A 22,665-nucleotide genomic window follows, 5' to 3' on the forward strand; every position below is an offset into this window, starting at 1 on the left:
ATCATGTCGTCACGCCTTTTCATTCAGGGTTTCGAGAATGGCGGTGCTGATGGCACGACCATGCGCCCTTTCTCCGATAAGCCAGTGCCCCGCGCCGTCGATCGTGCGATGGGCCGCGCCGAAGCTCTGCGCGAGGCTGCGCGTCAGGGCGATCGGGACCATCTTGTCCTTCGATCCGGCGACGACGACGGCAGGGCATTGAAGCGGGGGCGTCGGGTCGAAAGGTCCGCCTCGCGCGGGCGCCAGCGCCTCGGCCATGGCTGGTCCGCTGTCGGGGCAAAGGGTTCGCGCGAGGTCCATGCCAGGCATCTCTTCCCTGAACGGCCATCCTGGACGGAACCGGATGGCGCGCGTCTCCCAGCCCGTGCCGAACAATCGCGAGAACAGCAGCCTGCGCAGCCAGAGGGGTGCGCCGGGCACCGAGGGCGGTGGCGCAGGGGCCGCGAGACCGACGGCGCCAACCGCGCCCATGCCGGCAAGTGCCAGGGCAAGAAGCGCCCCGTTAGAATGCCCGACGACGAGAGGTTTCTCGGCGAACTCCGTTGTCATGGCGCGGGCATGGTCGCGGGCCTCTTCGAGCAGAACGGAGAGCGTCAGGTTCGCAAGGCTGCCGTCGAGCGCGCCTGCATCGGTTCGCCGTTGCGGCGCCAGCGTCGGGGCAGCCACGCGGCAACCACGGTCGCGGAAGGCGTCGGCGAGAGCGCCCATGGTCTCTCCTGTCGAACAGACGCCGTGGAGCAGCAGCACGGGAGGCAGGTGCAGATCAGGCATCGCGATCCCGTCCCATGTCACGCTCGAGCCAGACCATGCGATCGAGATACCAGAGCTTGCAGAGCATGCCGGTGGCGTATCCGAGCGCCGTCAACCACGGGTCGAGGACCACGACGCCGTAAAGCACGGCGGCGTGGCCCAGGCCCGAGCTGAGGATCAGGACGCGCGGCACGGTGCGGTGCCAGCGTGGCAGGTCGGCGCGCGGCGTCCGAACCCATCGGCGTTCGCCGATTACCGCCTGCGCGCCCCAGTTATCGGTGGACTTGGGAACCGGCGTCATGCGTGGATTGAGCCAAAGAAACAGCACCGCCCCGAGGAGCGCCGCGATGCACCACGGGCCGATCCACACACGGCTCCAGCCGGCGAGGATCAGGAGCGGCAGACCGAGGCCGATGCGCGTCCAGACGCTGACAGGGTGCGTGTGCCGCGCCCAGGCGTCGGCATCGGCGCCCGAAATCATCGGGAAGACCGCCGCAAGCCCCCGTCGAGACAAGGTCGAACCGCTCATTGCTCGACCTCCGGCCGGGCGGCGGTGCCCGCCAGCAGCCCGCCGTCTAGCGCAAGATCGGAGCCGGTCATGTAGCGGGCCTCATCGGAGGCGAGCAGAACCGCCAGCGCCGCCACCTCCGCTGGTTCGCCGAAGCGGCGCAGCGGCGTGTCGGCGACGAAATCGGCCATCCGCGCCGCACGCTCGGGGCCGTCGCCCAGCATCGGCTCCCAAATCGGCGTCAAGATGGCTGCGGGCGAGATCGAGTTGCAGCGGATGCCGAGGTCACGCTCGGCGCAATGGAGCGCAACGCTGCGCGTGTGGTTCAGCACCGCGGCCTTGGAGGCGGCATAGGCGGCTGCGGCCGGGATTCCGACATGGCCCGAGCGCGAGGCTATGTTAACGATCGAACCGCCGCCCCGCGCGCCCATGACGCGGATCGCCATCTGGCAGCCGAGCACCACGCCTTCGAGATTGGTGGCAAGCACCGCACGCCAGTCGGTTAGCGCGACGGTGGCTACATCCTGCGCCGCGCCATCCTCGAGGCCGGTGATACCGGCATTGTTCACAAGCACATCCAGCCGTCCGTCGCGGGCGAGGATGGCCCGCTCAGCATCGCGCCAATCGTCCGGTTCGCGCACATCGAGCGCGAGAGCGCTCGCGGCCGGGCCGATCGCACCGGCGACAGCCTCCGCGGCGGCGGCGTCGATGTCGCTGACCCAGACATGCGCACCCTCGGCTGCGAACGCCTGAGCGATCGCGGCGCCGATCCCGCGCCCGGCGCCCGTCACGAGCGCAATCTTTCCCTGCAATCGCATTCCGTTTCCTTTCATCCCTGATCAGCCGCGAAGCGCCATGATCCCGGCCGCGGCGAGAACCATCGCGACGGCGCCCGCACCGATCTGCAGAACCGGACCGCTGCCTGGACGCGTTCCGATGCGGTCCAGCACCAGCGCCACACCCGCGAACCATGCGAAGTGCAGCAGGCACACGACGAGCGCGAATGCGCTGCGGTCCGCGGTAGAGGCGGTGGCGAGGCCGCTCGCACCGAAGACCGCGGCAAAGAAGAGCGGCGTCTTCGGGTTCAGGAGGGCGGCGAGCGCGCCGTCGCGGAACGCGCCGGTGCGGGAGGTCTGCGGCGGCCCCGATCGCGTATCCGATTGCACTCTTCGGGCAAGCGACAGGAACCGCCAGGCCAACCAGAAGAGCACGAGGCCGCCGAGGAGGCGGAGGGCCGCCTCCGCTCCGGGGATGCGCGCGGTGACGGCGCCGGTGCCGAGCGCGGCACCGACGATCCAGACACCTGCGCCCAGCGTATTGCCGAGCGCCGCGGCGATGCCAGCCGGGCGCCCCCCTGCCAGCGCGTTGCGCGAGACCGCCGCGAAGTCGAGCCCCGGCATCATCAGCACGGGCAGGACCATGGCGAGCGTGGCCGGTGCGTGGAGGGTCCAGAAGCCGGTCATGATCTCGCCTTTCAGTCCGCGGGACGTCGCAGCGCCAGCGGATCCCAAGTGGCACGCCTCGCGAACGCTTTCGCCTGTTCGCGTGTCATCCCGACGTCTTCGAGGAGGTAGTCGGGAAGGCCCGCCAGATGGCGGAAGTCCCGGGCCTCGCGCGCCCGCCGAAGCAGGGCGTGCAGATGGCGCGTGCCCTTTCGGGGCAGGTCGGTGAAATCGAGGGTCGGGAAGACTCTCTTCAGAACATTGTCCGTCATGTCGTCTCTCTCAGAATGGGTTCGGTATTCAGGCCGGGGCAGTCTCGGCGGTCGCGTGATGAAGGGCGGCCATAACGGCCGCTGCACCGGTCGCACGCCGCGCCAGCGCCGCGATGGTCTCGTGCGCTTCGCGGGTCATTTCGTCGACGATCTGCGCCGCCGGTTTCAGCTCGCGGATCTTGCCGGCGCTCTGGCCCGCGGTCAGGCAGAGCTGGTCGAGGTCGCCCTCTACGTCGCGCGTCGGCAGGTATACGGAGAAGCGCGGCAGCGGCACCTCGCCACTGGGCGTGCGCAGGGTTCCGGCGGTCTGGCCGGCGGTCGCGGCCATCGCCTCTTCCTCGCGGCCGGCCCATTCGTCGGTCGCCGCGTTGCGGATCACCCGCATGGGCTGGAGCGGCATCTCGGGGCCGAAGAGCGTGGTCGAGAGCGTGTCGCCCACGCCTGCCTCCAGCACCCGGGCTTTGTATCCGTCGTTCGCGTCGGCTTCGCGGCTGGCGAGGAACCGCGTGCCGCACCAGACCGCCTCGGCACCGAGGGCCAGCGCGGCCGCCATGCTGGCGCCGTCGGTGATGCCACCAGCGGCGATCACCGGGATCGGGGCGACGGCGGCGCGGACGGCGGGCAGGAGGTTGAAGGTCGTCGCGACCGAGCGGTTGTGGCCGCCGCCCTCGAGCCCCTGCACGATGATCGCCTCGGCGCCGAGGGCCTTGGCATCCAGCGCCTCCTCGACCGAGCCGACCTGCATCCAGAAGGCGCTGCCTCCCGCCTTGATCCGTGCGACCTGGTCACGGGTCGGGTTGCCCCAGAAGACCACGCAGAGCGCCACGCCTTCCTCGGCCAGCACGTCGAGATGCGCGTCGGTGATCATCGGCGCGAGCAGATCGACGCCGAACGGCTTGTCGGTCTTCTCCTTCACCGCGCGCACCATGGCGCGCAGGGCCTCGGCGGGGGCGACGTCGGCGCCGATCATGCCGAGCCCGCCCGCGTTCGAGACGGCGGCGGCGAGATCGGGCCGGGCGACCATGGCCATCCCGGCGTTCAGGATCGGGGTCTTGATGCCGAAGCGGCGGGTGATTGCGGTGTCGAACATCAGGGTCTTTCCTTTTCACGAGGCATGAAGAGGGCGGCCGGCCAAGCGCCATGCGCCGCCCGTTGAGTTCGGTCAGTTTCTGCCAGAGTTGCCCGGCGCCGCGTCAGGGGAGGAACTGCGGCGCCGGGGCTTGCGGGCTCAGACGGGGGTCGTCTCGTGCCGCATCAGGCGCCAGCCGAAGATCCCGATGAGGAAGAAGCTGACGTTTCCGGCGAAGTCGAGGAGCATGAGGGGCGTGAACATTTCCACTACCCAGACGAACCATGCGTTGAAGACGAAGAACGGGATCGAGGCGAGAAGCCCGAAACCGAGGAACGTCATCGCAGTGAAGCGCGAGAGCGGCATGAGCGAGCCGCAAAGGACCGCTTGCGCGCCGAAACAGCCCATGAGGAGCGCGGTGGTATCGCTCAGGTGTTGATACTCGGGCTTCAGCGACAGCTCTTCGACCATGTGGGGTGTCAGAAGGCACCAGCCGCCGAGGCCGAGGAACACCAGAGCCTGAGCGGTTTTCATCACCTTAGCCGTGCGTCGGGTCGAGGAGTTGGCGGTGCCGTCGAGGGTCATTGCATGTGTCATTGCGGGGGTTCGCAGTCCTTGCAGATCGAGACGCCATTCGTGTCGGTGCCGTTTCGTGTCGCGGCCTGACTACCTCGAAACGACCCCAGGCCCCTAGGACAAGGACCCGACAGTTTCTGCCATTGGTGTCAGTCTTCCGGCGTCGACCGGCTGCGCAGCGCGCTCGGGGTCTTGCCGAAGGCCTTGACGAGCGCGCGGCGGAGGCTTTGCTCGTCGCGCAAACCGGACCGTTCGGCCACGCGCACCAGCGGCAGGGCCGTCGTCTCGATCAGCTGCCGCGCGCGTTCGGCCCTCAGCATCTCGACAAGTTTCGCGGGCGTCGTCCCTGTCCGCTCCACGAAGCGGCGCGCAAAGTTGCGGGGGCTCATGCCCGCCAGATCCGCCAGATCGGCCACCGTGACCTGCACGTGCAGGTTCTCGCTCAGCCATTGCAGCATCCCGTCGAACCGGTCGCTCGCCTCCATCTGCATGACGAGTGCTGCCGACAGTCGGCTCTGGCTCGATCCGCGCCGCATCGGCAGGAGGCCCGCCTTGGCGATGGCGAAGGACATCGCCCGCCCGCAATCCCGCTCCAGCACCTCGAGTGTGAACTCGACCGCAGGCATGGATCCCGCCGTGGTCACGATTGGCCCGTCCTCGACCCAGAGCGGGTCAGGATCGAACTCCACCTCCGGAAACTCGGCCCTGAAGACTTGTGCTGCGACCGTATGGATCGTCGCGCGCCGCCCCCGCAGCAGACCCAGCCGACCGAGGATCAGGGCGGCAGACCCCACGGCGACGATGCGGCAGCCGCTGGAGGCAACCGTCGCCATGGCCCGCGCAAATCCCGAATCGGCCGCGAGCCGCTCCTGGTTCTCCGGCGCGGCGCTGCCGATGTAGAGCAGGTCGAGCCGCGCACCGAGGTCGGAGAGAGCCTTCTCCACGACGATCTGAAACCCTGACCACGTCGTCACCGGACCTCGCTTCAGCCCGACGACCATCGTCTCGTAGCTGGGGCAGGCGAGCCCTTCCGCCTCCGCAATCACCGGTGCGAGGCGGAACATGTCGATCTCCCAGAGGATGTCGCTTGCCGCCATTCCCTCGTAGACGAGGAACCCGACGCGGCGGATCGGCTGTATCTGACTGTTCCGCGACACGGTGCGATGATCTCTCTCGATGCGGCGAAAGCGCTCCTGAATTGGCAATGCCACGGGGAGCATTGGGGAAGAACGGAAACCAGTCCATCGTTTGCTGCCGTGTTGGCAGAATTTGATGCTAACGAGTCATTTGAGCCGACGGATGCTTATGGACAGTGTTGTGCCCGAACCGTTCCAAAGCCGCGACTTCTCCGGCCGTTCGTTCCACCTGCCGAAGCGTTTCAAACGAGAGAGCCACGTCCCGATGCCCTTGCCGAGATCATCCCGCGCCGATCCCGCAACCCATTACACGTGGGGAGACGGCTGCGATGGCTGGCGGCTGCTCGAGACGCCGGGTCTGAGTATCCGGGAGGAGCGGATGCCGCCCGGAACCTCGGAACGTCCACACCGGCATCTGTCGGGTCAGCAGGCGTTCTACGTGCTCTCAGGCACCTTGCTCATCCGTCTGCCGGACGAAACGCGCCGGCTTGGACCGGGTGATCTCCTCGGCATTCCCGCGGGCATTGCCCACGAGGTTCTTAACGAGACCGGCGAGTCCGCTCGTTTCCTCGCTATTACCGCCCCGGCAGTCGAAGGCGATCGCGAAGAGACCGGATCGCTTTCCGATAGCGCACGCGACAGTGCCAGCGCCGCGCCGGTCCTGATCCGATCTGCGAAGGCGTCGGATCGCGACGCCTTGCATGCGCTTTTAGCCGACTCGTGGCTCACCTTCTGGGCCCCGCATCTGCCGCCGGAAGCCGAGGCGCGGTTTCGGGCCGAGGATCCCGTCGCGCGGTTTCTCGACGCAGCGCTCGGCCGTATCCAGTTGGCCGAACTGGGCCCTGATTTGGTCGGCGCACTCCTTGTCGAGGATGACTGTCTCGAAGATCTTCATGTGGCGCGCGAGTTTCAGGGAGGTGGCATCGGGCTGCGCCTGCTACGTCATGCCGAGGCGCTCGGTGCCCGCCGTTTGGAAGTTCGTACCTTCAATGAGCGCGCGATCCGCTTCTACGAACGCGCAGGCTGGAAGAGGCGGCGAACCTACCCTACGACGGAGATGGGATTCCCCACTTTGTCGCATGAATATGTCGCTCCGCTGAAATGAGACCGCGCCCCGCCGCCCGCCTGCTGGTCGTCGATCCGGATGACCGGGTCTTACTCCTGCAGTTCAATCACCGCGACGGCCCCTTGGCCGGGCAGGTCTATTGGGCCACGCCGGGCGGTGCGCTCGAGCCGGGCGAAAGCTGGAAGGATGCCGCCCTGCGCGAACTCGCGGAGGAAACCGGGCTCGCCGCCACGGACCCCGGCGCGCCTGTCCATGCGCGCGACTTTCCCCTGCAGATGCCGGACGGCTCATGGGTCGAGGCGCAGGAGAGGTTCTTCCTCATCCGCACCGACAGGACCGACCTGAGCCTGTCGGGCCGGACCGTGCATGAGCGCGAGGTACTTGACCGCCACAAGTGGTGGCGCCTGAACGACCTGGACGGGACCACCGACACCGTCCATCCGGGGAACATCCCCGGCATCCTCCGGCCACATCTGCACGGGCACCTCGGGTTGCGGCTAAGGCCCTACGAGGCTGACCGGGATCTCGAGGGGTGCATGAGCCTGTGGCGCGCGGCCTCCGAGGCCGGGCATCCGTTCCTCGACGCCGCGACGCTGGATGCGGATGCGGCGGTCATCCGTGACACCTACATGCCGGCCGCCGAAATCACCGTCGCGGAGCGGGATGGCGCGGTGATCGGCTTCATCGCGCTTCTGGGCGACCTGGTGGGCGGGCTCTTCGTCGATCCCGCCGCACATCGCTCCGGGGCGGGCCGCGCCCTGATCGGGGAGGCCCTTCGGCACAAGGGGCGGCTGGCGGTCGAGGTCTACGAGGCCAATGCAGGCGCGCGCGCCTTCTACGCCGCCTGCGGCTTCGCCGAGACGGGGCGGCGCGACACCGACGACCACGGACGCGCGCTGCCGCTGATCCGCATGACGGCGACGGACGGAGACCGGACATGACCGCACTGACAGCCCTCGATGGGGCCGACTGGTTGAACCCGCCGCCCGCCTGGAACCGGGCAGCCGAGGCCCTGACCTTGGAAACCGGCGAGCGCACGGATTTCTGGCGCGATACGCTCTACGGCTTTCGTCGCGACAGCGGCCATGCGCTGCTGGTGCCGGTCGAGGGCGACTTCACGGCCCATGTCGGCTTCGACGGTGACTACCAGGCGCTTTACGATCAGGCCGGGGTGATGCTGCGCCGGGACGAGGCGCACTGGATCAAGGCGGGGATCGAACTGTCCGACGGGGTGGCGAACCTTTCGGTCGTGGTGACGCGGGGGGCTTCGGACTGGTCCACGGTGGCGCTGGGACCTGCGCCCGGGCCGCAACGCCTGCGCCTGACGCGGACAGGCGGCGCCGTCGTGATCCAGGCGCGCAATGCCGCGAACCGCTGGCAACTCCTACGGGTGGCGCCTTTTCCCGAGGGGCCGGCGCATGTCGGGCCCATGGCGTGTTCGCCCGAGCGTGCGGGGTTCAGGGCGCGCTTCAGCGAGTTCACCCTCGGCCCCGCCGTCGCCTCGGCGCTTCACGACGACACCCCGGCCTACTAGGGGCCCTCGCCGTCAGACCACCCGCCGCACCAGCGCGGACCTGCGCGATAGCGCCGTCAGTCCGAAGGCCGCGAGGGCCGTAGCGACCACGGACACCGGCAAGGCCACGCCATGCGGCACGCCCGTGCCATCGAGCGCGCGGCTCGCAGCCACCAGGATCGGCGCGTGCAGGATGAAGGCGCCGTAGCTGTTCGCCGCCGCCCAGGTCCAGAACGCCTTGGCGCGATCGCCGCTGCGCTGGGTCCAGTGGACGAGCGCGGCGATGGTGCCAAGGGCGACCAGCGGCTCCCAGAAGGCATAGGAGATAGCGGCCAGCGAAAAGCCCGTTTCGAAGCGGGGGGCATCGGTCGACAGCAGCACGGCCGGCAGAACGGGGAGCGTCGCCAGACCTACGGCCATGGAGCGCCACAGGCTGCGCGCCGGTAGACGGTCGAGCCAGCCGTTCCGACACGCCTGCACGCCGACCACGAAGAGAACGACGTAGGATGCGAAATAGCCAAGCTGGAAGCCCGCGACCGTCGCGCCGACCGGCACGACCTGCCGGATTGCGAGGGCGGCGAGGCCAGTGAGGAGCGCGAGGCCAAACCTATGAACGAAGGGCGGCACGGGCCGGGTTTCGCCAACGTGTCCAGGCCAGACGGTGAGGACGATGGAGAAGACCAGCAGGGCCGCCGGAAACCAGAGTGGGCCAAGGATGAAGCTGGCCTGCAGGATACGTCGGCCCGTCTCCGCGAGGATGTCGCCAGGAGGGGCGCTGGCCAGCGCGGCGGTCAGTGGTCCGAGCACGAAGCCGAACATAAGGACCGGCAGCCCGAGCCGAAGGACGCGCTCGGACAGGAAGGCGGCCGCACCCTTCCGGTCCAGCGATCTCGGCGCGAGCGCGCCCGAGAGCATGAAGAACAGCCCCATGAAAAAGGCCTGGTTCACGGCAGCGAGGAAGGTGAGCGGTATGCTCGTCGCCTCGGTAGCCTTGAAGAACCAGCTGCCGCTCGCACCGTAGGTGATGGCGGCGTGGTGCAGGATCACCAGCAGGATGAGGCCCGTGCGCAGCCGGTCGATCCAGACGGCGCGGGTGAGGGACGGGGCGGGTCGGATTGCGGTGATGGTGGTCATGGTCGCGCCTTGCTGAAGAGCTGGCGCCACCCATGCAGAGGAAGTGCGCCCCCGCACAGAACCAGTCGTCATCGATTGATGGGAGCCGGTTCGGGTTTATCCTCCGTCGCCCCTGTCCAGAAGCCGGAGCAGCGTCTCGGCGAAGCGACGGGCATCGCGGGCGTTTGCGGTACCAAACCCGATGACGAGCCCCTGCACGGGAGCATCGAGGAAATAGTCGGACAACGAAGACACGGCAAAGCCGGCGTCGTTCAGCGACGCGCGCAGCGGGCCGTCATCCGCCACCTCCGGCAAGCGGGCCGTCAGCTGTAGGCCGCCATCGGGAGCGGAAAGCTGGACGCGGTCCCCGAGCGCCTCGGTCAGCGCCGACGTGACGAGCCGCAGGCGCTCGCGATAGGCCGAGGAGATCGCCGCGACATGCGCGCGGTAGGCTCCCTGCGCCATGAACTCCGCCAGAGCCGCCTGTGCGTGGACATTGGCCGCGAGGCCCAGCCTGCGCTGCACCGCCTGAACGGCGTCGGCGCTGCCCTTGGGCGCCACCAGCCAGCCGATGCGCAGACCCGGCAGCAGGCTCTTGGCGGCGCTGCCCAGATAGACGACATGACCGGCGTCGGGCAGCGCCGCCAGCGCGGCGATGCCTCTGCCTTCCCAGACGAATTCGCTGTCGTAGTCGTCTTCGACGATCATCGCGCCAGTGGCGCGGGCGGCCTCGACAAGGGCAAGGCGGCGCGGCATCGGCAGGCGCACGCCTGTGGGATACTGCGTCGAGGGCGTGAGATAAATCAGCCGAACAGCGTTCAGGTCGGCTGCTGCGGGATCGGCACCCTGCGCGTCCACCGGTAGCGCGCGGCAGGTCAGCCCGGCCGCCTCGAACGTCGCGCGCGCACTGATGTAGCCGGGGCTCTCGACCAGCGCGACCTCGCCCGGATCCGCGAACGTGGCTGCGGCGATCATGAGGCTCGCCTGCGTTCCGGGCGTCACGACGATATCCTCGGGCGAGCAGACCAGTCCGCGGTGGCGGTGCAGCTGGTCGGCCAGCACCTTGCGAAGTTCGGGGAGGCCCTCGAAATGGGCATAGCCCTCGGCCCCGTCCTGGCGGTGCCGCGCGGCGCGGCGCAGGACCCGGCCCCAGGCGTCGGCGGGAAACAGCGCCGGATCGGGCGAGCCGGGGGCAAGCCGGCCCTCGGACAATCCCCGGCGAAGGGTCGTGCCTGCGGCCCGCGCGCGATCCGACAGGCGGACGGACGATGTAGAACCGGACGCCCGTCCGAGATCCAGTGCCGCCACGCGCGGCAGCGTCCCGGGCCGGACCTCGATCACCCCCTCGGCGGCCAGAAGCTCGTAGGCCGCATTCACCGTGTTGCGCCCGACGCCGAGAAGGGCCGAGGCCGCGCGCGACGAGGGTAGCGACTCGCCGGCAGTCAGCCGCCCCTCCAGAACCGCCGTCCGAATGCCGCGATAGAGCCGGGCGACCAATGTCTCGGACGCCGCGGGGTCGACCGTCACGAGGCTCGCAAAGACTGCTGGTTCCATGAAACGCCTGCCGACTGGCTCCTCCATGGGGCCAGATCATGGGGCAGAAGGCGCCCATCCGAAAGAGGAAGATGCGCCATGACCGACCAGCCCCGCTTCAACCGCGCCCGCAACCCCAAACGCGCCCTTTACGACGAGGCGACCGTCCACGCGATCCTCGACGCTGGGATGGTCGGGCATGTCGGCTTTGTCGCCGAGGGGCGGCCGATGGTGATGCCGATGGCCTACGCCCGTGGCCCCGGATGCCTCTGGCTGCACGGCGCGTCGAAGGCACGGATCGTGAAGCTGGCCCACGGTGCACCCCTGTCGATGACCGTGACGCTGCTCGACGGGATCGTGGCCGCACGGTCGGGGTTCCATCATTCGGTGAACTACCGCTCGGCGGTGGTGCACGGGACCGGGCGTGCCGTGACGGACCCCGAAGACTTGGAAACCGCCCTTCAGGCCATCACCGAGCATCTGCTGCCAGGCCGCTATGCCGAAATCCGCCCGATGACCGCTCAGGAGCGCAAGGCAACAGGAGTCGTCGCCCTGACGATCGAGGCCGCCAGTGCCAAGGTCCGCGGCGGCCCGCCCGTGGATGACGAGGGCGACCATGCGCTCGGCCTCTGGGGCGGTGTCGTACCGGTGGTCACGGCGCTCGGCCGAGGCCTGCCCGACGCGCATACGCCTGAAACCTTGCCCGAACCGCCGTCGATCGCCCGCGCCCGCGCGCGGTTCGCATTTTGACCTCATGATCCCCCTTCAAGGAACCAGACCCATGACCTTCGCCGATACCACCTTCGCGACCCCCCGCTTCATCCTGCCCCTGAGGGAGACCCTTTCGAGCCTCTGCAACCGTCAGCGCACGGCATCAGTGATCGCGCATCTCGATGACCGGCTGCGTGCCGATGTCGGTCTGCCGCCGAAGAGTGAGCGCACGCTCCTGCCGCACGAAGCCGCGGCGCGCGCCGCCATGATGGCGTGGCGCTAGGCCGACAAGACAGTTACCGGAGCACCATCGCGATGAGACACCGTTTTCTTTCCAGCTTCCTTGTCGGGGCGGCTCTGATCGGCTTGACCGTTTCCGTTTGCGCCGAGGACGACGCCATGACCCGTTGGACAGATCCCGAAAACCGCTTCACTCTCGTTTCGCCCGAGGGATGGCAGCTCGACGGGTCGGGACCCTTTGTGGAGCTTACCAGTCCGGAGGGTGACATCGCGCTCTGGTTCGGTCTGTCGGACGCAAGCGAACCGACGCAGGCGGTCGATACCGCGTGGAGCGCGGCTGGCGAGACTGTGCCCGCCCCCCACGCCGTTGTCCCGGCCCCACCCCGCGAAGGGGTCGAGACCGCGACGGCCTTCGCCTATCCGCCCGAGGGCGACGTGATCCGTCAGGCTGTCGTCGAGAGCCGCGGCGGCCGCCTGCATGTGACACTGATCCGCGGAACGCTGGCCGCGCTCGAGCGGCGCGGCGCGCAGGTGAACATCGCCGTGACGGGGTTCCAGCCTGCCGATGCGGCGACTGTCGACCTCACCGGTATCGCGCCTGATGACCTCGATGCGGCGGATCTGGATGCGCTGGGTTCCTACGTTCAGGACAACCTCGACCGCTTCGACGTACCGGGCGCCGTCGTCGCCGTGGTGCAGGGCGGCGAGGTCCGGATGCTGCAGGGCTTCGGCGTCCGCGCCCTCGACACAGACGATGCGGTGACACCGGACACCCGGATGATGATTGGTTCGATCGGCAAGTCGATGACGACGCTGCTGATGGCCCGGCTGGTGGAGGAAGGACGGTTGTCGTGGGACCAACCGGTGCAGAGCGTCCTGCCAGGCTTTGCCGTCGCCGATCCGGAGCTTTCGGAGACGATCACCGTCCAGAACCTCGTCTGCGCCTGCTCGGGCGTGCCGCGCCGCGACATGGAATTCCTGTTCAACGCGGAAAGCCTCGATGCCGAGACGGTGATCGGCTCTCTGGCCGGGTTCGAGTTCTTCACCGGGTTCGGCGAGGCCTTCCAGTATTCGAACCAGCTGGTCGCAACGGGCGGCTGGGTCGCAGCCGCCGCCGACGCTGCCGAATGGGGTGCGTTGGACGCCGGCTATGCCCGCTTGCTGGAGGAACGCCTGTTCGCCCCCCTTGGCATGACCCGCTCCACGCTCGACTTTTCCGAGGTCATGGCCGATGCCGATGTCGCCACGCCTCACGCGCCCCATGGCGCGGGTCAGCGCCGCGCACTGCCGATCCAGACCGAAGCCGCGCTTCTGCCCGTGGCACCAGCCGGCGCGCATTGGTCCACCGCGGCCGACATGGCACGCTATCTCGAGGCGCTTCTGTCCACCGGCGGCGAGCACGGCATCGTCGCGCCCGAGAGCCTCGCCCATCTGACCGCGCCACAGGTGCCGGTCAGCGCGACAATGTCTTACGGGCTCGGCTGGTTCGTCGAGGACTGGAAGGGTCAGCGTCTGATCCACCACGGCGGCAACACCTTCGGCTTTACGAGCGAGGTGGCCTTCCTGCCCGAAGCGGGTACTGGCATCGTGATCCTGACCAACGCGGGCCGGGCGAACGACTTCGTCCAGGCGGTCCGCGCGCGGTTCCTCGAAGTGCTGTTCGACCTGCCAGAAAACCACCACGCTGGCGCCCTGATTGCCCGGGCCGAGGCCGACCGCCGTGCGGCTGACTGGGCCAACGCCCGACCGATCCCGCCCGAGGTGGCCAGTGCCGCCGTGGAACGGTATCGGTCGAGTGTCCTGGGCGAGGTGGCCCTGCGGCGCGACGGCGACCGGCTGATCTTCGATATCGGGGAGATGGCGGGCGAGCTTCGCGTTGACCCCGCAAGACCCGAACGCTGGATCGTCTGGGAAGGGCCGCTCTTCACCACGCCGCTCGCCTTCGATCCGGCGACCCGGTCGCTGAGTTTCGGCGAAGGCGCAGCGCAGTACGTGTTCGAGGCGGTACAATGAATTTTGCCAAAGGCGTCCTCCCGCTCCTCGCGGCACTTGCGCCGATCGCGCTCATCGGCTCTTCCGGTCACGCAGCGGCCGAACCGGTCCGCGTGGGAGCCGAGCATTGTGTCGTCCACGTTTCGCCCGAAGATCCGCTGAACCTGCGCGTCGGGCCCGGAACCGGCCACCGGGTCGTGACCCGCTTGCCCTATGCGACCTGCGGACTGACCGTAACCGCAGCGTGCCGCGGCAACTGGTGCCCGGTGGAGGACGGCCACCATGCCGGCTGGGTGCACCGCCGCCACATCGCGGCGGTGTCGCGCGCAACGAACTGCCTCAGCCCGCTCACACAGCCGCAAGCCGTGGCACTGCGGGCCTGGCCGTCCGATGGTTCGCGAGTGCTTGCACGCCTCGCTCCACGAAGCTGCGGCATCGCCCTTCTACCATATCAAGTAGAGGGCTGGCAGAAGGTCCGCCAAGGGGGATGGGAAGGCTGGGTCCGGCTGTCGGACCTTCTCTTCATCGATGGATAGGGCAGATTGTGCCACCTCGCGGTCATCGCCGCCATGGGTCGGGGTCAGCAGTTTCGCGGCCGGCCTGCGGATGCCGCTGCGGCTAACGGCGGCGAAGCAGAAGCTTTGAACAGTTCGCTCCCGGTCGCGATTGCATCGAACGACGCCGCGAACTGAGACGATTTTCCTATATTGCAATGGGTTACGGGCCAGAGAACGTTCGATGCCAGTCCCGTCCCCTCCGCCACCAGCCCCGAGTCGCATTTTCTCCGCCAGCTTCCGTGTGCAAATACCGTGACGGATTCACAGCGCCAATCCAGCCCGTCAGTCAGTCGGCGTTAGCTGACCAAAGCCCCCGACCCGCCGCACGACGAACTGGCGCAGCTGCAACGCCGCCTTGGCGAAGCATGGATTGCAGTCGTCATGGTTCGGTTCTGGGTCACAGCGGCTTGCCGAACCGACCGGCAAACGCAGGCGGCAGCCGACCGGCATGGTGGCTAGCTTGTTGGACCTGGCGGGGCTGGCCGGTTCGGGACTTCAGCATGCTGTGCCGTCGTCAGAAAACTTGATGGTTCAGATCCCGTATCGCCCCCAGCCTTGGCGCGCCGAAGCGGCCATCACGGGCGAAGCCTGGTCGTCCGCTTCACCTCTCTTGGCACAGCGATCGCGCAGCGCGCAGAATGACTCCATCGAGGGTAAGGGCAAATCCGGCCTCAGGAGGATTTGCGCAACAAGGCCGGTTTTCCGGCAAGAGGCGACGTCGGCGCGGTGACGAGAATCCCGGCCCATGCGGCAAGGGTGATGGCGAAGAAAACCAGTCACACAAACCCGGAGGTATCGAGGGCGCGCACCAACCGCATCATGTCCACAGCCCCTGCTCGGTCAGCCGCGACACGAGGTCCGCCAAGTCCAGTGCCTGCACCCCGCAGCCCTGTTCCAGAGCCATCGCGGCGGCAACGCCGGTCGCCTGACCCATCGCGATGCATTGCGGCATGCCCCGCACCGAGGCAAAGGCGACGGGATCGGCGCAGATCAGGCGGCCCGCGAACAGAAGGTTTCCGATCTGGCGCGGCATCAGCGACCTGAAGGGTATCGTGTAATACTCCCCGCCGCCGACTGCGGCCTCATGGGTCATCTCGGCGGTATTGCGCATCACGTCGTCGATCGGGTTGTCGCAGGCGACGATCCCGTCGGCGAACCTGGTGGCGCGGGCGATGTCCTCGCCGGTGATGCGATACACGGCCTCCAGCTTGCGGGTCTCGCGCACGCCCACGGTGGGACCGACGCCCCACATCTGCGCGGCCTCGAACCCAGGTACCGTATCGATCAGGAATCGGGCGACCTGATGGCAGCGGCGGCGCCCCTCCTGGGTTGCGCGGGTCACCGCGTCGGGGTCGGTGCCATCCACGCCGCGGATCGTCACGGTATTGCAGAACACGGCTCCGGGGTGAAAGCCGCGCATGAGGTAGAGCTTGGCAAGGTCGGGATGCAGCCTGCCTTCGGCGATGCCCCTTGCCGCGTGGTGCCGAAAATAGGGATCGCCTTCGGCAAAGACCCTGTCGGGATCGGCGTCGATCATGTGAAACGACAGGGTGACGGCCATCATGTTGCCCTGCGCGTCGCCCAAAGTGTAGGGCACCCCGGCCTTGGCAGAGATATCGCCGTCGCCGGAGCAGTCGATCACCACGCTTGGGCGGATGCTGAAGGCGCCGCGCCGGTCGGCGCAGTCGATCGACCGGATGCGACCGCCCTCCACCCGGGGGCTCAGGGCAAAGCTGTTCAGATGCAGGGTCACTCCAGCCTCGGACAGCATCTCGAACATGGTCAGTGTGGCGACTTCGTGATCGTAAAGCACTTCGGCGCCGAAATTCTCGAGCGCGCAGGGCCGGACTTCGGCGGCCGGCGGCGTCATCGCCGTGAGCCGACCTGTCAGTTCCCCGAAGATGCCGCCGATGTTGTGCCCCAGCGGATAGCCGCCCCCCCAGGGCATGCCGGGACAGAAGGCCATGACGCCGCCGATCTTGGACCCGGCCTCGACCAGCCGAACCGAGAGGCCCGCGCGCGCCGCCGCAAGGGCCGCGCCGAACCCGGCGGTGCCGCCGCCGATGACCGCGACATCGCAGGCAATCTCGCGGGGGCTGGTGCCTTGCGCGGGGCCGGTCATCGGATCCGCACGCCCTGGCGGACCAGTTCGGCCTGAACCGCGCCCATATCCACCTCTCGGACATCCCGGCCATTGCGTGCCGCGAGCGCCGCGGCCACGCCAGCGCCCTGTCCTGCCACGGCACAGCAGGCCATGTTCCGAGTGGCGGCATGGGCGACCATGTCGCCACCGATGGCCCGGCCGGTGACCAGGAGCCCCCTGACCCCCTTTGGCAGCATCGACCGGTAGGGGATGTGCATGTACCGCCCTGTGGTCGGAATGATGAGAATGCCGTAGCCGTCGATGAACTCGGGGTAGATGCCGATGGTATCCTCGAACCGGCCTTCGTGGCGCACATCGGTCTCGGTCATATTGTAGACCGCGTCGAGCTTGCGGGTGTCGCGGATGCCGATGGTCATGCCGAAGTTGCGCAGCCGGACACCCTTGCAGCCCGGCATGAAGCGGCGCAGCGCCTCGATCGCCAGCATCGCCTGCCTGCGGCCCTCGATCTCACCCTTCGTCATGCTGTCGGGATCGGTGCCGTCGATTCCCGCGAGGTGCACGAGGTTCATGTAGGTCAGTTCGCCGGTATCATGCATCGCACCCCAGGTCCCGGCGATTGTGTTGAGGTGCTTCGGAATCAGACCCTCCTCGATCGCCCGGGCGAAGGGCTTCTTGAGGAAGGGCGAGAACATGTCGTCTTCCTTGCCGTCGGTTTCCACCGACCACTCGCCGGTCGACCAATCCTTGTAGGTCTGGGGATCGGCCTTCACCTCGGCCATGAAGGCGGCCTTGTCGACCCCGGCCAGGTGAAACATGACCGAGGCCGCCTGCATCTGCTCGGCGGGTGTCTTGCGCGTTGCCGCGCCGGCACGATGAGCGACATCGGCATCGCCCGTGGCGTCGATCACTACGCGGGCAAGGACCGCCTCGCGGCCGGCTTTCGATTCCACGATGATCCCGGCGATGCGGTCGTCCTCCATCACCGGAGCGACGAACTGGCGGTGGAGCATGGGATGGATCCCGGCCTCTTCTACCAGCGCGTCGGCGACCAGCTTGAAGCCTTCGCTGTCCAATTCATAGCTCAGCGACTGGCTCTCGGGCACGGCGGCGCCCATCGCCTTGGCCCGCTCTTCGAACTCGCGCCCGATGCCATCTGCCTCGACCGTTTCCTCGTGCCGGTACCAGGCAAAGCCCTCCACCCCGACCACGGTGATGTTGCCACCGAAACAGCCGAAGCGCTCCACCAGACAGACATCGGCCCCGGCGCGCGCGGCGGCGAGTGCCGCGGCCAGCCCGCCGGGGCCGGAGCCGACCACCAGAACATCGGTCCGGTGGATGACAGGGACATGGCGGGCGGGTTCGGTGATGAAATCGAGGTTCATGGGTCTCTCAGAGAAAGGGCAGGTCGGTGAGCGCACCGGGCTGCATCAAACCGTCAATGCGGGCCTCGACGCGGTCGCCGATGGCGCAGGACCGGTCGATCAGCGCGAAGCCAATATTCTTCTTCAGCCGGTAAGAGAAGATGCAGTTCGTCAAGTCCCCCACTTTACGGCCGTTCCTGAAGATCGGGTTCCAGAGGAAGCCGGGCTTCACCGGTTTGCCTGCGTCAAGGATCAGGCCCAGCGAACAGCGCTTGGGACCCTCGGCCGCGATCCTGCGCAGGGCCTGGATTCCGACCGTGTCGTCGGGCACGTCGAGGTCGACATACTTGCCCATCCGCACCTCGAAGGGGTTCGTCGTGCTGTTCGTATCCCCGCCGTAGGAAATCAGACCGGATTCCACCCGCTCGCACCAGTTCGGGCTTCCGGGTCCGATGCTCCAAGGCTGGCCTGCTTCCTTGAAGATGTTCCACAACCGGGTGCCCTTGGATCCATCGCGCAGGTAGATCTCGAAGCCTCCCTGCTTCGACCAGCCCGAACGCTGGACGACCACGGGAATGCCGCCGATCTCGGTCTCGCCAAACCAGAAGTATTTCAGCCCGCGCACCCAGTCGCCGCAGACATGGGCGACCACATCCTCGGCCTTGGGGCCCTGAATGGCCATTGGGGAAACGTCGGGCTCACTGACCTCGACGTTCAGTCCCCGTTCTGCGGCGATGGACTCGGCCCAGAACCAGATGTTCGAATCCGCGATCGACAGCCAGTAGAGGTCATCGGCCAGTTTCAGGCAAATGGGATCGTTAATCAGAACGCCCCGATGGTTGCACAAGGGCACATATTTGCCCTGACCGACCTTCTGTTTCGACAGGTCGCGCGGGGCAAGGATCTGCGCCAGCCTGCCCGCATCGGGTCCCCTGAGCTGAACCTGGCGCTCGACCGCCACGTCCCACTGGCTGACGCCGTTGATCAGCCGCCAATATTCGCCCTCTGGATCGCCAAAGGCCGTGGGCATCAGCATGTGATTGTAGGTGGTGAAGCTGGTTACGCCTTCCTTGAGGGTCGAGTCGTAGAACGGTGAGGGACGCAGGCGGGCGGATGGTGTAATGCCAAACAAGGTGAGCTCCGGTTTTCAGAACAGGTCGATGGCACGGGCGGCTTCGAGGGCGGCAGAGACCTCAGCCGGATCTGCAGCCGAAGGCGAAGTCGTGGCCGGAACCGCGGCCCGGGACGCAGGGTCCAAGTCGGGATTGCGGAACGGGAGCCCGCCCGAGGAGACCGAAGTGAACCGCACCTTGAGTGGTGTGGTCTCCTCTCCCCGAGTGTCGAAGCTGGCCTTGCCGATCCAGGTTTCGCCGTCATGAGGCTGCTCCAGACAGATCGGGAGGCTCGCGGTCCGTTCAGCGACGGGTCTGAGGACAAGACACGGATCGAGCTGTAGGGCATCGCCAGTTGCCGTGAACACCAGATCGAGCAGCACGTCCGGAAAGAGCGCCGTGTCCGGTTGCATCGCCGTCATGCAGTCGACCTGCGTCCAGTCCGGAGTTTCGGAATGGAGCGGTGTCGCGCCAAGGCTCGACAGGGTTGCGAGGGCAATTCCGGAAGGCGTCAAACGCAGGGTCATCGGTCTTGTGCTTTCTGGTTAGCTCGCAAAGACCCTGCCGATGGGCTTCAGCCCGTCAGCAGGGGTAAGTTACGGAAAAACCGTCAAGGAGCGCGACCTGAGACCCGGCCGCGTGGCCAAAGCTTGTCCCCTTGAGCCTGCGTACCGCAAATGACGGATATTCTGGCTCAGGCCCTGTTCTTGTCATGATGGGGGTCATCCGATCTCGAACAGACCGGCGGCACCCATGCCGCCGCCGACGCACATCGACACCACCGCGTTCGAGACACCCCTGCGACGCCCCTCGGTCAAGGCGTGACCGGCCAGCCGAATGCCCGTCATGCCATAGGGATGTCCGACCGATATCGCCCCGCCATCGACGTTGACAGCGGCGGGGGCGAGGCCGAGCCTGTCGATGCAGGGCAGCGCCTCGGCGGCAAAGGCCTCGTTAAGCTCCCACAGCCCTACCGATGCGGAACGTAGCCCCGTCCGCTCCAGAAGGCGCGGGACGGCGTGGATCGGGCCGATGCCCATGTGTTCGGGCGCGCAGCCCGCGACCGCCATGGTCCGGAAGAGCCCCATGATCGGCAGCCCCCGCCGCTCGGCCGCGCGCCGCTCCATCATCACCATCGCCGGCGCGCCGTCGAAGAGCTGACTGGCGTTGCCGGCCGTGACCACCACCCTTCGCGGACGGGTCTCAGCGCGGCAAGCGCTTCTGCGGTCATCTGGGGGCGGTTGCCTTCGTCGCGCGCCAGCGTGACCACTTCGGATCGCACTTCTCCGGTCGCCTTGTCCTTCACCAGCCGGGTTGCAGTGATTGGCGCGATCTCGGTGTCGAAGCGGCCCTCGGTCTGCGCGGCGGCGGTCCGCTGCGGCTACTGCAGGGCAAAGGCGTCCTGCGCTTCTCGGCTGACGCCCCAGGCGCGAGCCACCTCCTCGGCGGTGTCCAGCATCGGCAGATAGGCCAGCGGCTCGCGATCGGTGACCGAGGGGGCCATTTCGCGCGAGGCCCAGTCGAAATAGGGGGTCTGGATGGCCGATATGTTCTCCTGACCGGCGGCTATCACGACGTCCATACCGCCTTCCAAGATCTGATGCGCGGCGATGGCGATGACCTGCAGCCCTGAGGCGCATTGCCGGTCGACGGTTTGGCCGGCGACCGTGACCGGCAGGCCCGCGGCCAAGGCGGACAGCCGCCCGAGGTTCATTGCGGCGGTTCCGGCTGTCAGGACGCTGCCCATCACCAGATCCTCGACCTCGCGAGGATCTATCCCCGCGCGGACGACCGCCGCCGAGATCGCATGGGCGGCAAGGGTGGGCGATTTGACATTGTTCAGGCTGCCCTTGAAGGCCAGGCCGATGGGCGTGCGGGCGTAGGAAACGACGACAGCTTCGCGCATCAGGCGATTTCTCCGGCTTCGAGCATCTGACGAATGCGTTTCTTGTCGATCTTGCCGACCGAGGTGCGGGGCAGGGCGGCAACCGGGCAGATGCGGTCGGGTGCTGCCCATTTCGGCAATTCGCCCCGCTCTATCGCTGCCATGATCCGGGCGCGGATTGCTGTCTCGACCGCCCCGTCGCCCTCGATCACCGCCACCAGAACCGGTCGTTCGCCCCAGCGGTCATCCGGCACGCCGACGGCGGCAACCTCGGTCACGCCCGGCGCGGTGGAGGCGAGGTTCTCCAGCACCAGCGAGGACACCCATTCGCCCCCCGACTTGATCACATCCTTCAGCCGATCCGTGATCCGCAGCGTTCCGTCGGGCGCCATGTGGCCGACATCGCCGGTATGAAGCCACCCGCCGCGCCACAGATCGGCGCGGGCGGCGTAATTCTTCAGGTATCCCTCCGTCAGCCAGGGCGCCCGAGCGATCACCTCGCCGGTCGTGCGGCCGTCGTGGGGGACGTCAGTCATGTCGGGGTCGACCACCCGCACCTCGACAAGGGGCGCGGGCTTGCCCGTGGCGGTCCGGATGGAAAGGTCATCGGAGGATTGGCTGGCCACCATGTCGGCATGGGTGACAAAGGGGCAAGTCTCGGACATGCCGTAGGCGGCATGAACGTCGATGCCACGGGAGCGCGCTTGCCGCGCCAGCCCTTCGGGCAAGGCGGAGCCGCCGATCAGGACCTTCCAGCGCGTAAGATCCGTTGTCGCCGCCTGAGGTGCGCCAAGGACCATGGCAAGAATGGTCGGCACGCAATGCGAAAATGTGACGCCATGTTCCGTGACAAGCGCCAGCAGCCGGGCCGGGTCGTACCGGCCGGGATAGACCTGCTTCAGCCCGAGGAAGGTGGCGACATAGGGAAAGCCCCAGCCATGGACGTGAAAGAGCGGCGTGATCGGCATGTAGACATCGTCGCGCTTCAGCCCGCCGCTGCCGGGAACCGTACCCAGATCCGCCGTGACCGCGAGTGTGTGCAGCACGAGTTGGCGATGCGTGTAGCTGACCCCCTTGGGATCGCCGGTCGTGCCGGTGGTGTAGAACAGCGTCGCCCGCGTGGTCTCGGGCAGGTCGGGATAGCTGACCGGGCCCCCTGCCTGCGCCAGAAGCACTTCGTATTCCCCTGCGAACCCCTCGGGAAGGTCCACGCCCTCGCTGTCGGAGAGAAGGATCAGCGTGACAGGCCGGACGACCCGGGGCAGGAGAGGCAGCAGAAGCGGCAGGAAATCCTCATGGACGAGGATCGCATCGTCCTCGGCATGGTTGATCGTGAAGAGTATCTGTTCGGGCGACAACCGGATGTTCACCGTGTGCAGCGTCGCCCCGATCATCGGGATTGCGAAGAAGCATTCCAGATAGCGCGGGCTGTCCCAATCCATGACGGCCACGGTAGCTCCCTGAGCCAGACCCAGGTCACGGAGTGCGCGTGCAAGCCGGTCTACCCTGTTGTGGAACTGGCGGTAGGTCACTGCTCGGCCATTCCCGTCAGCGATCAGCTGATCGGGATTGCGGGCCACCGGTGCGCGCAGGATCTGGCCGATGCTCAGTGCGAAATGCGGCTCCATCAGGTCTCCTCCAATCGTCGATTCCGACGCTAGGCACGTCATGGCCAACTTACAAATGACGAAAAGAGGGGCTAAGCTCAGTTTCCGAATAGTCATG

The 22,665-nt window shown here is 67.5% G+C and carries 22 protein-coding genes and 2 pseudogenes; 8 read left to right on the plus strand and 16 right to left on the minus strand.

All coding sequences use genetic code 11. From position 1 onward, the window contains the following. Window positions 1-9: 9 nt before the first annotated feature. From ABCN56_RS13940 to ABCN56_RS13975, 8 genes are all read right to left on the minus strand, one after another. Window positions 10-771: an alpha/beta fold hydrolase gene (locus ABCN56_RS13940; protein WP_343081397.1), complete on the minus strand. Its 762-nt coding sequence runs from the start codon at window positions 769-771 to the stop codon at window positions 10-12. Continuing rightward, window positions 764-1,279, minus strand: a complete 516-nt coding sequence (locus ABCN56_RS13945) for a DUF6653 family protein (RefSeq protein ID WP_343081398.1) — start codon at window positions 1,277-1,279, stop codon at window positions 764-766. Before ABCN56_RS13945 ends, ABCN56_RS13940 begins: the two co-directional genes overlap by 8 nt. Further along, window positions 1,276-2,076 (minus strand): glucose 1-dehydrogenase, encoded by an 801-nt coding sequence (locus ABCN56_RS13950; protein ID WP_278030116.1) that lies wholly within the window; start codon window positions 2,074-2,076, stop codon window positions 1,276-1,278. Before ABCN56_RS13950 ends, ABCN56_RS13945 begins: the two co-directional genes overlap by 4 nt. Window positions 2,077-2,097: 21 nt before the next feature. Then, on the minus strand, window positions 2,098-2,721 hold the full coding sequence (locus ABCN56_RS13955; protein WP_343081399.1) for a LysE family translocator: 624 nt from the start codon (window positions 2,719-2,721) through the stop codon (window positions 2,098-2,100). Window positions 2,722-2,732: 11 nt separating this feature from the next. After that, entirely contained in the window at window positions 2,733-2,972 is a 240-nt protein-coding gene (locus tag ABCN56_RS13960; RefSeq protein WP_343081400.1) for a DUF1127 domain-containing protein, read from the minus strand. 28 nt (window positions 2,973-3,000) lie between these two features. Beyond that, the gene (locus tag ABCN56_RS13965; RefSeq protein WP_343081401.1) at window positions 3,001-4,062 is read right to left on the minus strand and encodes an NAD(P)H-dependent flavin oxidoreductase; all 1,062 of its coding nucleotides are present in this window, start codon (window positions 4,060-4,062) and stop codon (window positions 3,001-3,003) included. A 138-nt stretch (window positions 4,063-4,200) separates the two neighbouring features. Continuing rightward, window positions 4,201-4,626, minus strand: a complete 426-nt coding sequence (locus ABCN56_RS13970; protein ID WP_343081402.1) for a hypothetical protein — start codon at window positions 4,624-4,626, stop codon at window positions 4,201-4,203. A gap of 140 nt (window positions 4,627-4,766) precedes the next feature. After that, the gene (locus tag ABCN56_RS13975; protein WP_343081403.1) at window positions 4,767-5,774 is read right to left on the minus strand and encodes a GlxA family transcriptional regulator; all 1,008 of its coding nucleotides are present in this window, start codon (window positions 5,772-5,774) and stop codon (window positions 4,767-4,769) included. 148 nt (window positions 5,775-5,922) lie between these two features. Here ABCN56_RS13975 and ABCN56_RS13980 point away from each other — a divergent pair, with 148 nt between their 5' ends. The 3 genes from ABCN56_RS13980 to ABCN56_RS13990 are packed head-to-tail and all read left to right on the plus strand — an operon-like array spanning window position 5,923 to window position 8,353. Then, window positions 5,923-6,858, plus strand: coding sequence for a GNAT family N-acetyltransferase (locus ABCN56_RS13980; protein ID WP_343081404.1), 936 nt, complete (start codon window positions 5,923-5,925; stop codon window positions 6,856-6,858). After that, window positions 6,855-7,760, plus strand: coding sequence for a GNAT family N-acetyltransferase (locus ABCN56_RS13985; protein ID WP_343081405.1), 906 nt, complete (start codon window positions 6,855-6,857; stop codon window positions 7,758-7,760). Before ABCN56_RS13980 ends, ABCN56_RS13985 begins: the two co-directional genes overlap by 4 nt. Beyond that, complete coding sequence (locus tag ABCN56_RS13990; RefSeq protein WP_343081406.1) at window positions 7,757-8,353, plus strand: DUF1349 domain-containing protein; 597 nt, start codon at window positions 7,757-7,759, stop codon at window positions 8,351-8,353. The genes ABCN56_RS13985 and ABCN56_RS13990 overlap by 4 nt, the downstream gene beginning before the upstream one ends. Before the next feature lie 12 nt (window positions 8,354-8,365). Here the strand turns inward: ABCN56_RS13990 and ABCN56_RS13995 are convergent, their stop codons facing one another. Beyond that, window positions 8,366-9,466 (minus strand): acyltransferase family protein, encoded by a 1,101-nt coding sequence (locus ABCN56_RS13995; protein ID WP_343081407.1) that lies wholly within the window; start codon window positions 9,464-9,466, stop codon window positions 8,366-8,368. Window positions 9,467-9,562: 96 nt separating this feature from the next. Further along, window positions 9,563-10,999 (minus strand): MocR-like pyridoxine biosynthesis transcription factor PdxR, encoded by a 1,437-nt coding sequence (gene pdxR, locus ABCN56_RS14000; protein ID WP_343081408.1) that lies wholly within the window; start codon window positions 10,997-10,999, stop codon window positions 9,563-9,565. Window positions 11,000-11,077: 78 nt separating this feature from the next. Here pdxR and ABCN56_RS14005 point away from each other — a divergent pair, with 78 nt between their 5' ends. The 5 genes and pseudogenes from ABCN56_RS14005 to ABCN56_RS14025 form a co-directional block, all read left to right on the plus strand. After that, entirely contained in the window at window positions 11,078-11,728 is a 651-nt protein-coding gene (locus ABCN56_RS14005; protein WP_343081409.1) for a pyridoxamine 5'-phosphate oxidase family protein, read from the plus strand. A 31-nt stretch (window positions 11,729-11,759) separates the two neighbouring features. After that, window positions 11,760-11,972 (plus strand): hypothetical protein, encoded by a 213-nt coding sequence (locus tag ABCN56_RS14010; protein ID WP_343081410.1) that lies wholly within the window; start codon window positions 11,760-11,762, stop codon window positions 11,970-11,972. Between the two features lie 116 nt (window positions 11,973-12,088). Beyond that, the gene (locus ABCN56_RS14015; protein WP_343081411.1) at window positions 12,089-13,942 is read left to right on the plus strand and encodes a serine hydrolase domain-containing protein; all 1,854 of its coding nucleotides are present in this window, start codon (window positions 12,089-12,091) and stop codon (window positions 13,940-13,942) included. Further along, entirely contained in the window at window positions 13,939-14,457 is a 519-nt protein-coding gene (locus ABCN56_RS14020) for an SH3 domain-containing protein (RefSeq protein ID WP_343081412.1), read from the plus strand. The genes ABCN56_RS14015 and ABCN56_RS14020 overlap by 4 nt, the downstream gene beginning before the upstream one ends. Window positions 14,458-14,833: 376 nt before the next feature. Continuing rightward, a pseudogene (locus tag ABCN56_RS14025) lies at window positions 14,834-15,028 on the plus strand (transposase); the annotation flags it as partial. Between the two features lie 267 nt (window positions 15,029-15,295). On the opposite strand, the gene ABCN56_RS14030 reads toward ABCN56_RS14025, so the two are convergent. The 6 genes and pseudogenes from ABCN56_RS14030 to ABCN56_RS14055 form a co-directional block, all read right to left on the minus strand. Next, entirely contained in the window at window positions 15,296-16,600 is a 1,305-nt protein-coding gene (locus ABCN56_RS14030) for an FAD-dependent oxidoreductase (protein ID WP_343081413.1), read from the minus strand. After that, a complete protein-coding gene (locus ABCN56_RS14035) occupies window positions 16,597-17,964 on the minus strand; it encodes an FAD-dependent oxidoreductase (RefSeq protein WP_343081414.1) in 1,368 nt (455 codons plus the stop codon). Before ABCN56_RS14035 ends, ABCN56_RS14030 begins: the two co-directional genes overlap by 4 nt. A 7-nt stretch (window positions 17,965-17,971) precedes the next feature. After that, the gene (locus ABCN56_RS14040) at window positions 17,972-19,075 is read right to left on the minus strand and encodes a glycine cleavage T C-terminal barrel domain-containing protein (RefSeq protein WP_343081415.1); all 1,104 of its coding nucleotides are present in this window, start codon (window positions 19,073-19,075) and stop codon (window positions 17,972-17,974) included. A 15-nt stretch (window positions 19,076-19,090) separates the two neighbouring features. After that, a complete protein-coding gene (locus ABCN56_RS14045) occupies window positions 19,091-19,582 on the minus strand; it encodes a hypothetical protein (RefSeq protein ID WP_343081416.1) in 492 nt (163 codons plus the stop codon). A gap of 195 nt (window positions 19,583-19,777) precedes the next feature. Further along, window positions 19,778-20,961: pseudogene (locus ABCN56_RS14050) on the minus strand (thiolase family protein). Beyond that, window positions 20,961-22,568, minus strand: a complete 1,608-nt coding sequence (locus ABCN56_RS14055; protein ID WP_343081417.1) for a fatty acid--CoA ligase — start codon at window positions 22,566-22,568, stop codon at window positions 20,961-20,963. The pseudogene ABCN56_RS14050 and the gene ABCN56_RS14055 overlap by 1 nt, the downstream one beginning before the upstream one ends. Between the last annotated feature and the right edge of the window lie 97 nt (window positions 22,569-22,665).

This window comes from Ostreiculturibacter nitratireducens (assembly GCF_032670585.1).
Taxonomy (GTDB): Bacteria; Pseudomonadota; Alphaproteobacteria; order Rhodobacterales; family Rhodobacteraceae; genus Ostreiculturibacter; species Ostreiculturibacter nitratireducens.

Excerpts from the sequence above, each read along its gene's own strand:
- ABCN56_RS13940 (WP_343081397.1), bottom strand. The coding sequence starts at position 771 with ATGCCTGATCTGCACCTGCCTCCCGTGCTGCTGCTCCACGGCGTCTGT.
- ABCN56_RS13945 (WP_343081398.1), bottom strand. The coding sequence starts at position 1,279 with ATGAGCGGTTCGACCTTGTCTCGACGGGGGCTTGCGGCGGTCTTCCCG.
- ABCN56_RS13950 (WP_278030116.1), bottom strand. The coding sequence starts at position 2,076 with ATGCGATTGCAGGGAAAGATTGCGCTCGTGACGGGCGCCGGGCGCGGG.
- ABCN56_RS13955 (WP_343081399.1), bottom strand. The coding sequence starts at position 2,721 with ATGACCGGCTTCTGGACCCTCCACGCACCGGCCACGCTCGCCATGGTC.
- ABCN56_RS13960 (WP_343081400.1), bottom strand. The coding sequence starts at position 2,972 with ATGACGGACAATGTTCTGAAGAGAGTCTTCCCGACCCTCGATTTCACC.
- ABCN56_RS13965 (WP_343081401.1), bottom strand. The coding sequence starts at position 4,062 with ATGTTCGACACCGCAATCACCCGCCGCTTCGGCATCAAGACCCCGATC.
- ABCN56_RS13970 (WP_343081402.1), bottom strand. The coding sequence starts at position 4,626 with ATGACCCTCGACGGCACCGCCAACTCCTCGACCCGACGCACGGCTAAG.
- ABCN56_RS13980 (WP_343081404.1), top strand. The coding sequence starts at position 5,923 with ATGGACAGTGTTGTGCCCGAACCGTTCCAAAGCCGCGACTTCTCCGGC.
- ABCN56_RS13985 (WP_343081405.1), top strand. The coding sequence starts at position 6,855 with ATGAGACCGCGCCCCGCCGCCCGCCTGCTGGTCGTCGATCCGGATGAC.
- ABCN56_RS13990 (WP_343081406.1), top strand. The coding sequence starts at position 7,757 with ATGACCGCACTGACAGCCCTCGATGGGGCCGACTGGTTGAACCCGCCG.
- ABCN56_RS13995 (WP_343081407.1), bottom strand. The coding sequence starts at position 9,466 with ATGACCACCATCACCGCAATCCGACCCGCCCCGTCCCTCACCCGCGCC.
- pdxR (WP_343081408.1), bottom strand. The coding sequence starts at position 10,999 with ATGGAACCAGCAGTCTTTGCGAGCCTCGTGACGGTCGACCCCGCGGCG.
- ABCN56_RS14005 (WP_343081409.1), top strand. The coding sequence starts at position 11,078 with ATGACCGACCAGCCCCGCTTCAACCGCGCCCGCAACCCCAAACGCGCC.
- ABCN56_RS14010 (WP_343081410.1), top strand. The coding sequence starts at position 11,760 with ATGACCTTCGCCGATACCACCTTCGCGACCCCCCGCTTCATCCTGCCC.
- ABCN56_RS14015 (WP_343081411.1), top strand. The coding sequence starts at position 12,089 with ATGACCCGTTGGACAGATCCCGAAAACCGCTTCACTCTCGTTTCGCCC.
- ABCN56_RS14020 (WP_343081412.1), top strand. The coding sequence starts at position 13,939 with ATGAATTTTGCCAAAGGCGTCCTCCCGCTCCTCGCGGCACTTGCGCCG.
- ABCN56_RS14030 (WP_343081413.1), bottom strand. The coding sequence starts at position 16,600 with ATGACCGGCCCCGCGCAAGGCACCAGCCCCCGCGAGATTGCCTGCGAT.
- ABCN56_RS14035 (WP_343081414.1), bottom strand. The coding sequence starts at position 17,964 with ATGAACCTCGATTTCATCACCGAACCCGCCCGCCATGTCCCTGTCATC.
- ABCN56_RS14045 (WP_343081416.1), bottom strand. The coding sequence starts at position 19,582 with ATGACCCTGCGTTTGACGCCTTCCGGAATTGCCCTCGCAACCCTGTCG.
- ABCN56_RS14055 (WP_343081417.1), bottom strand. The coding sequence starts at position 22,568 with ATGGAGCCGCATTTCGCACTGAGCATCGGCCAGATCCTGCGCGCACCG.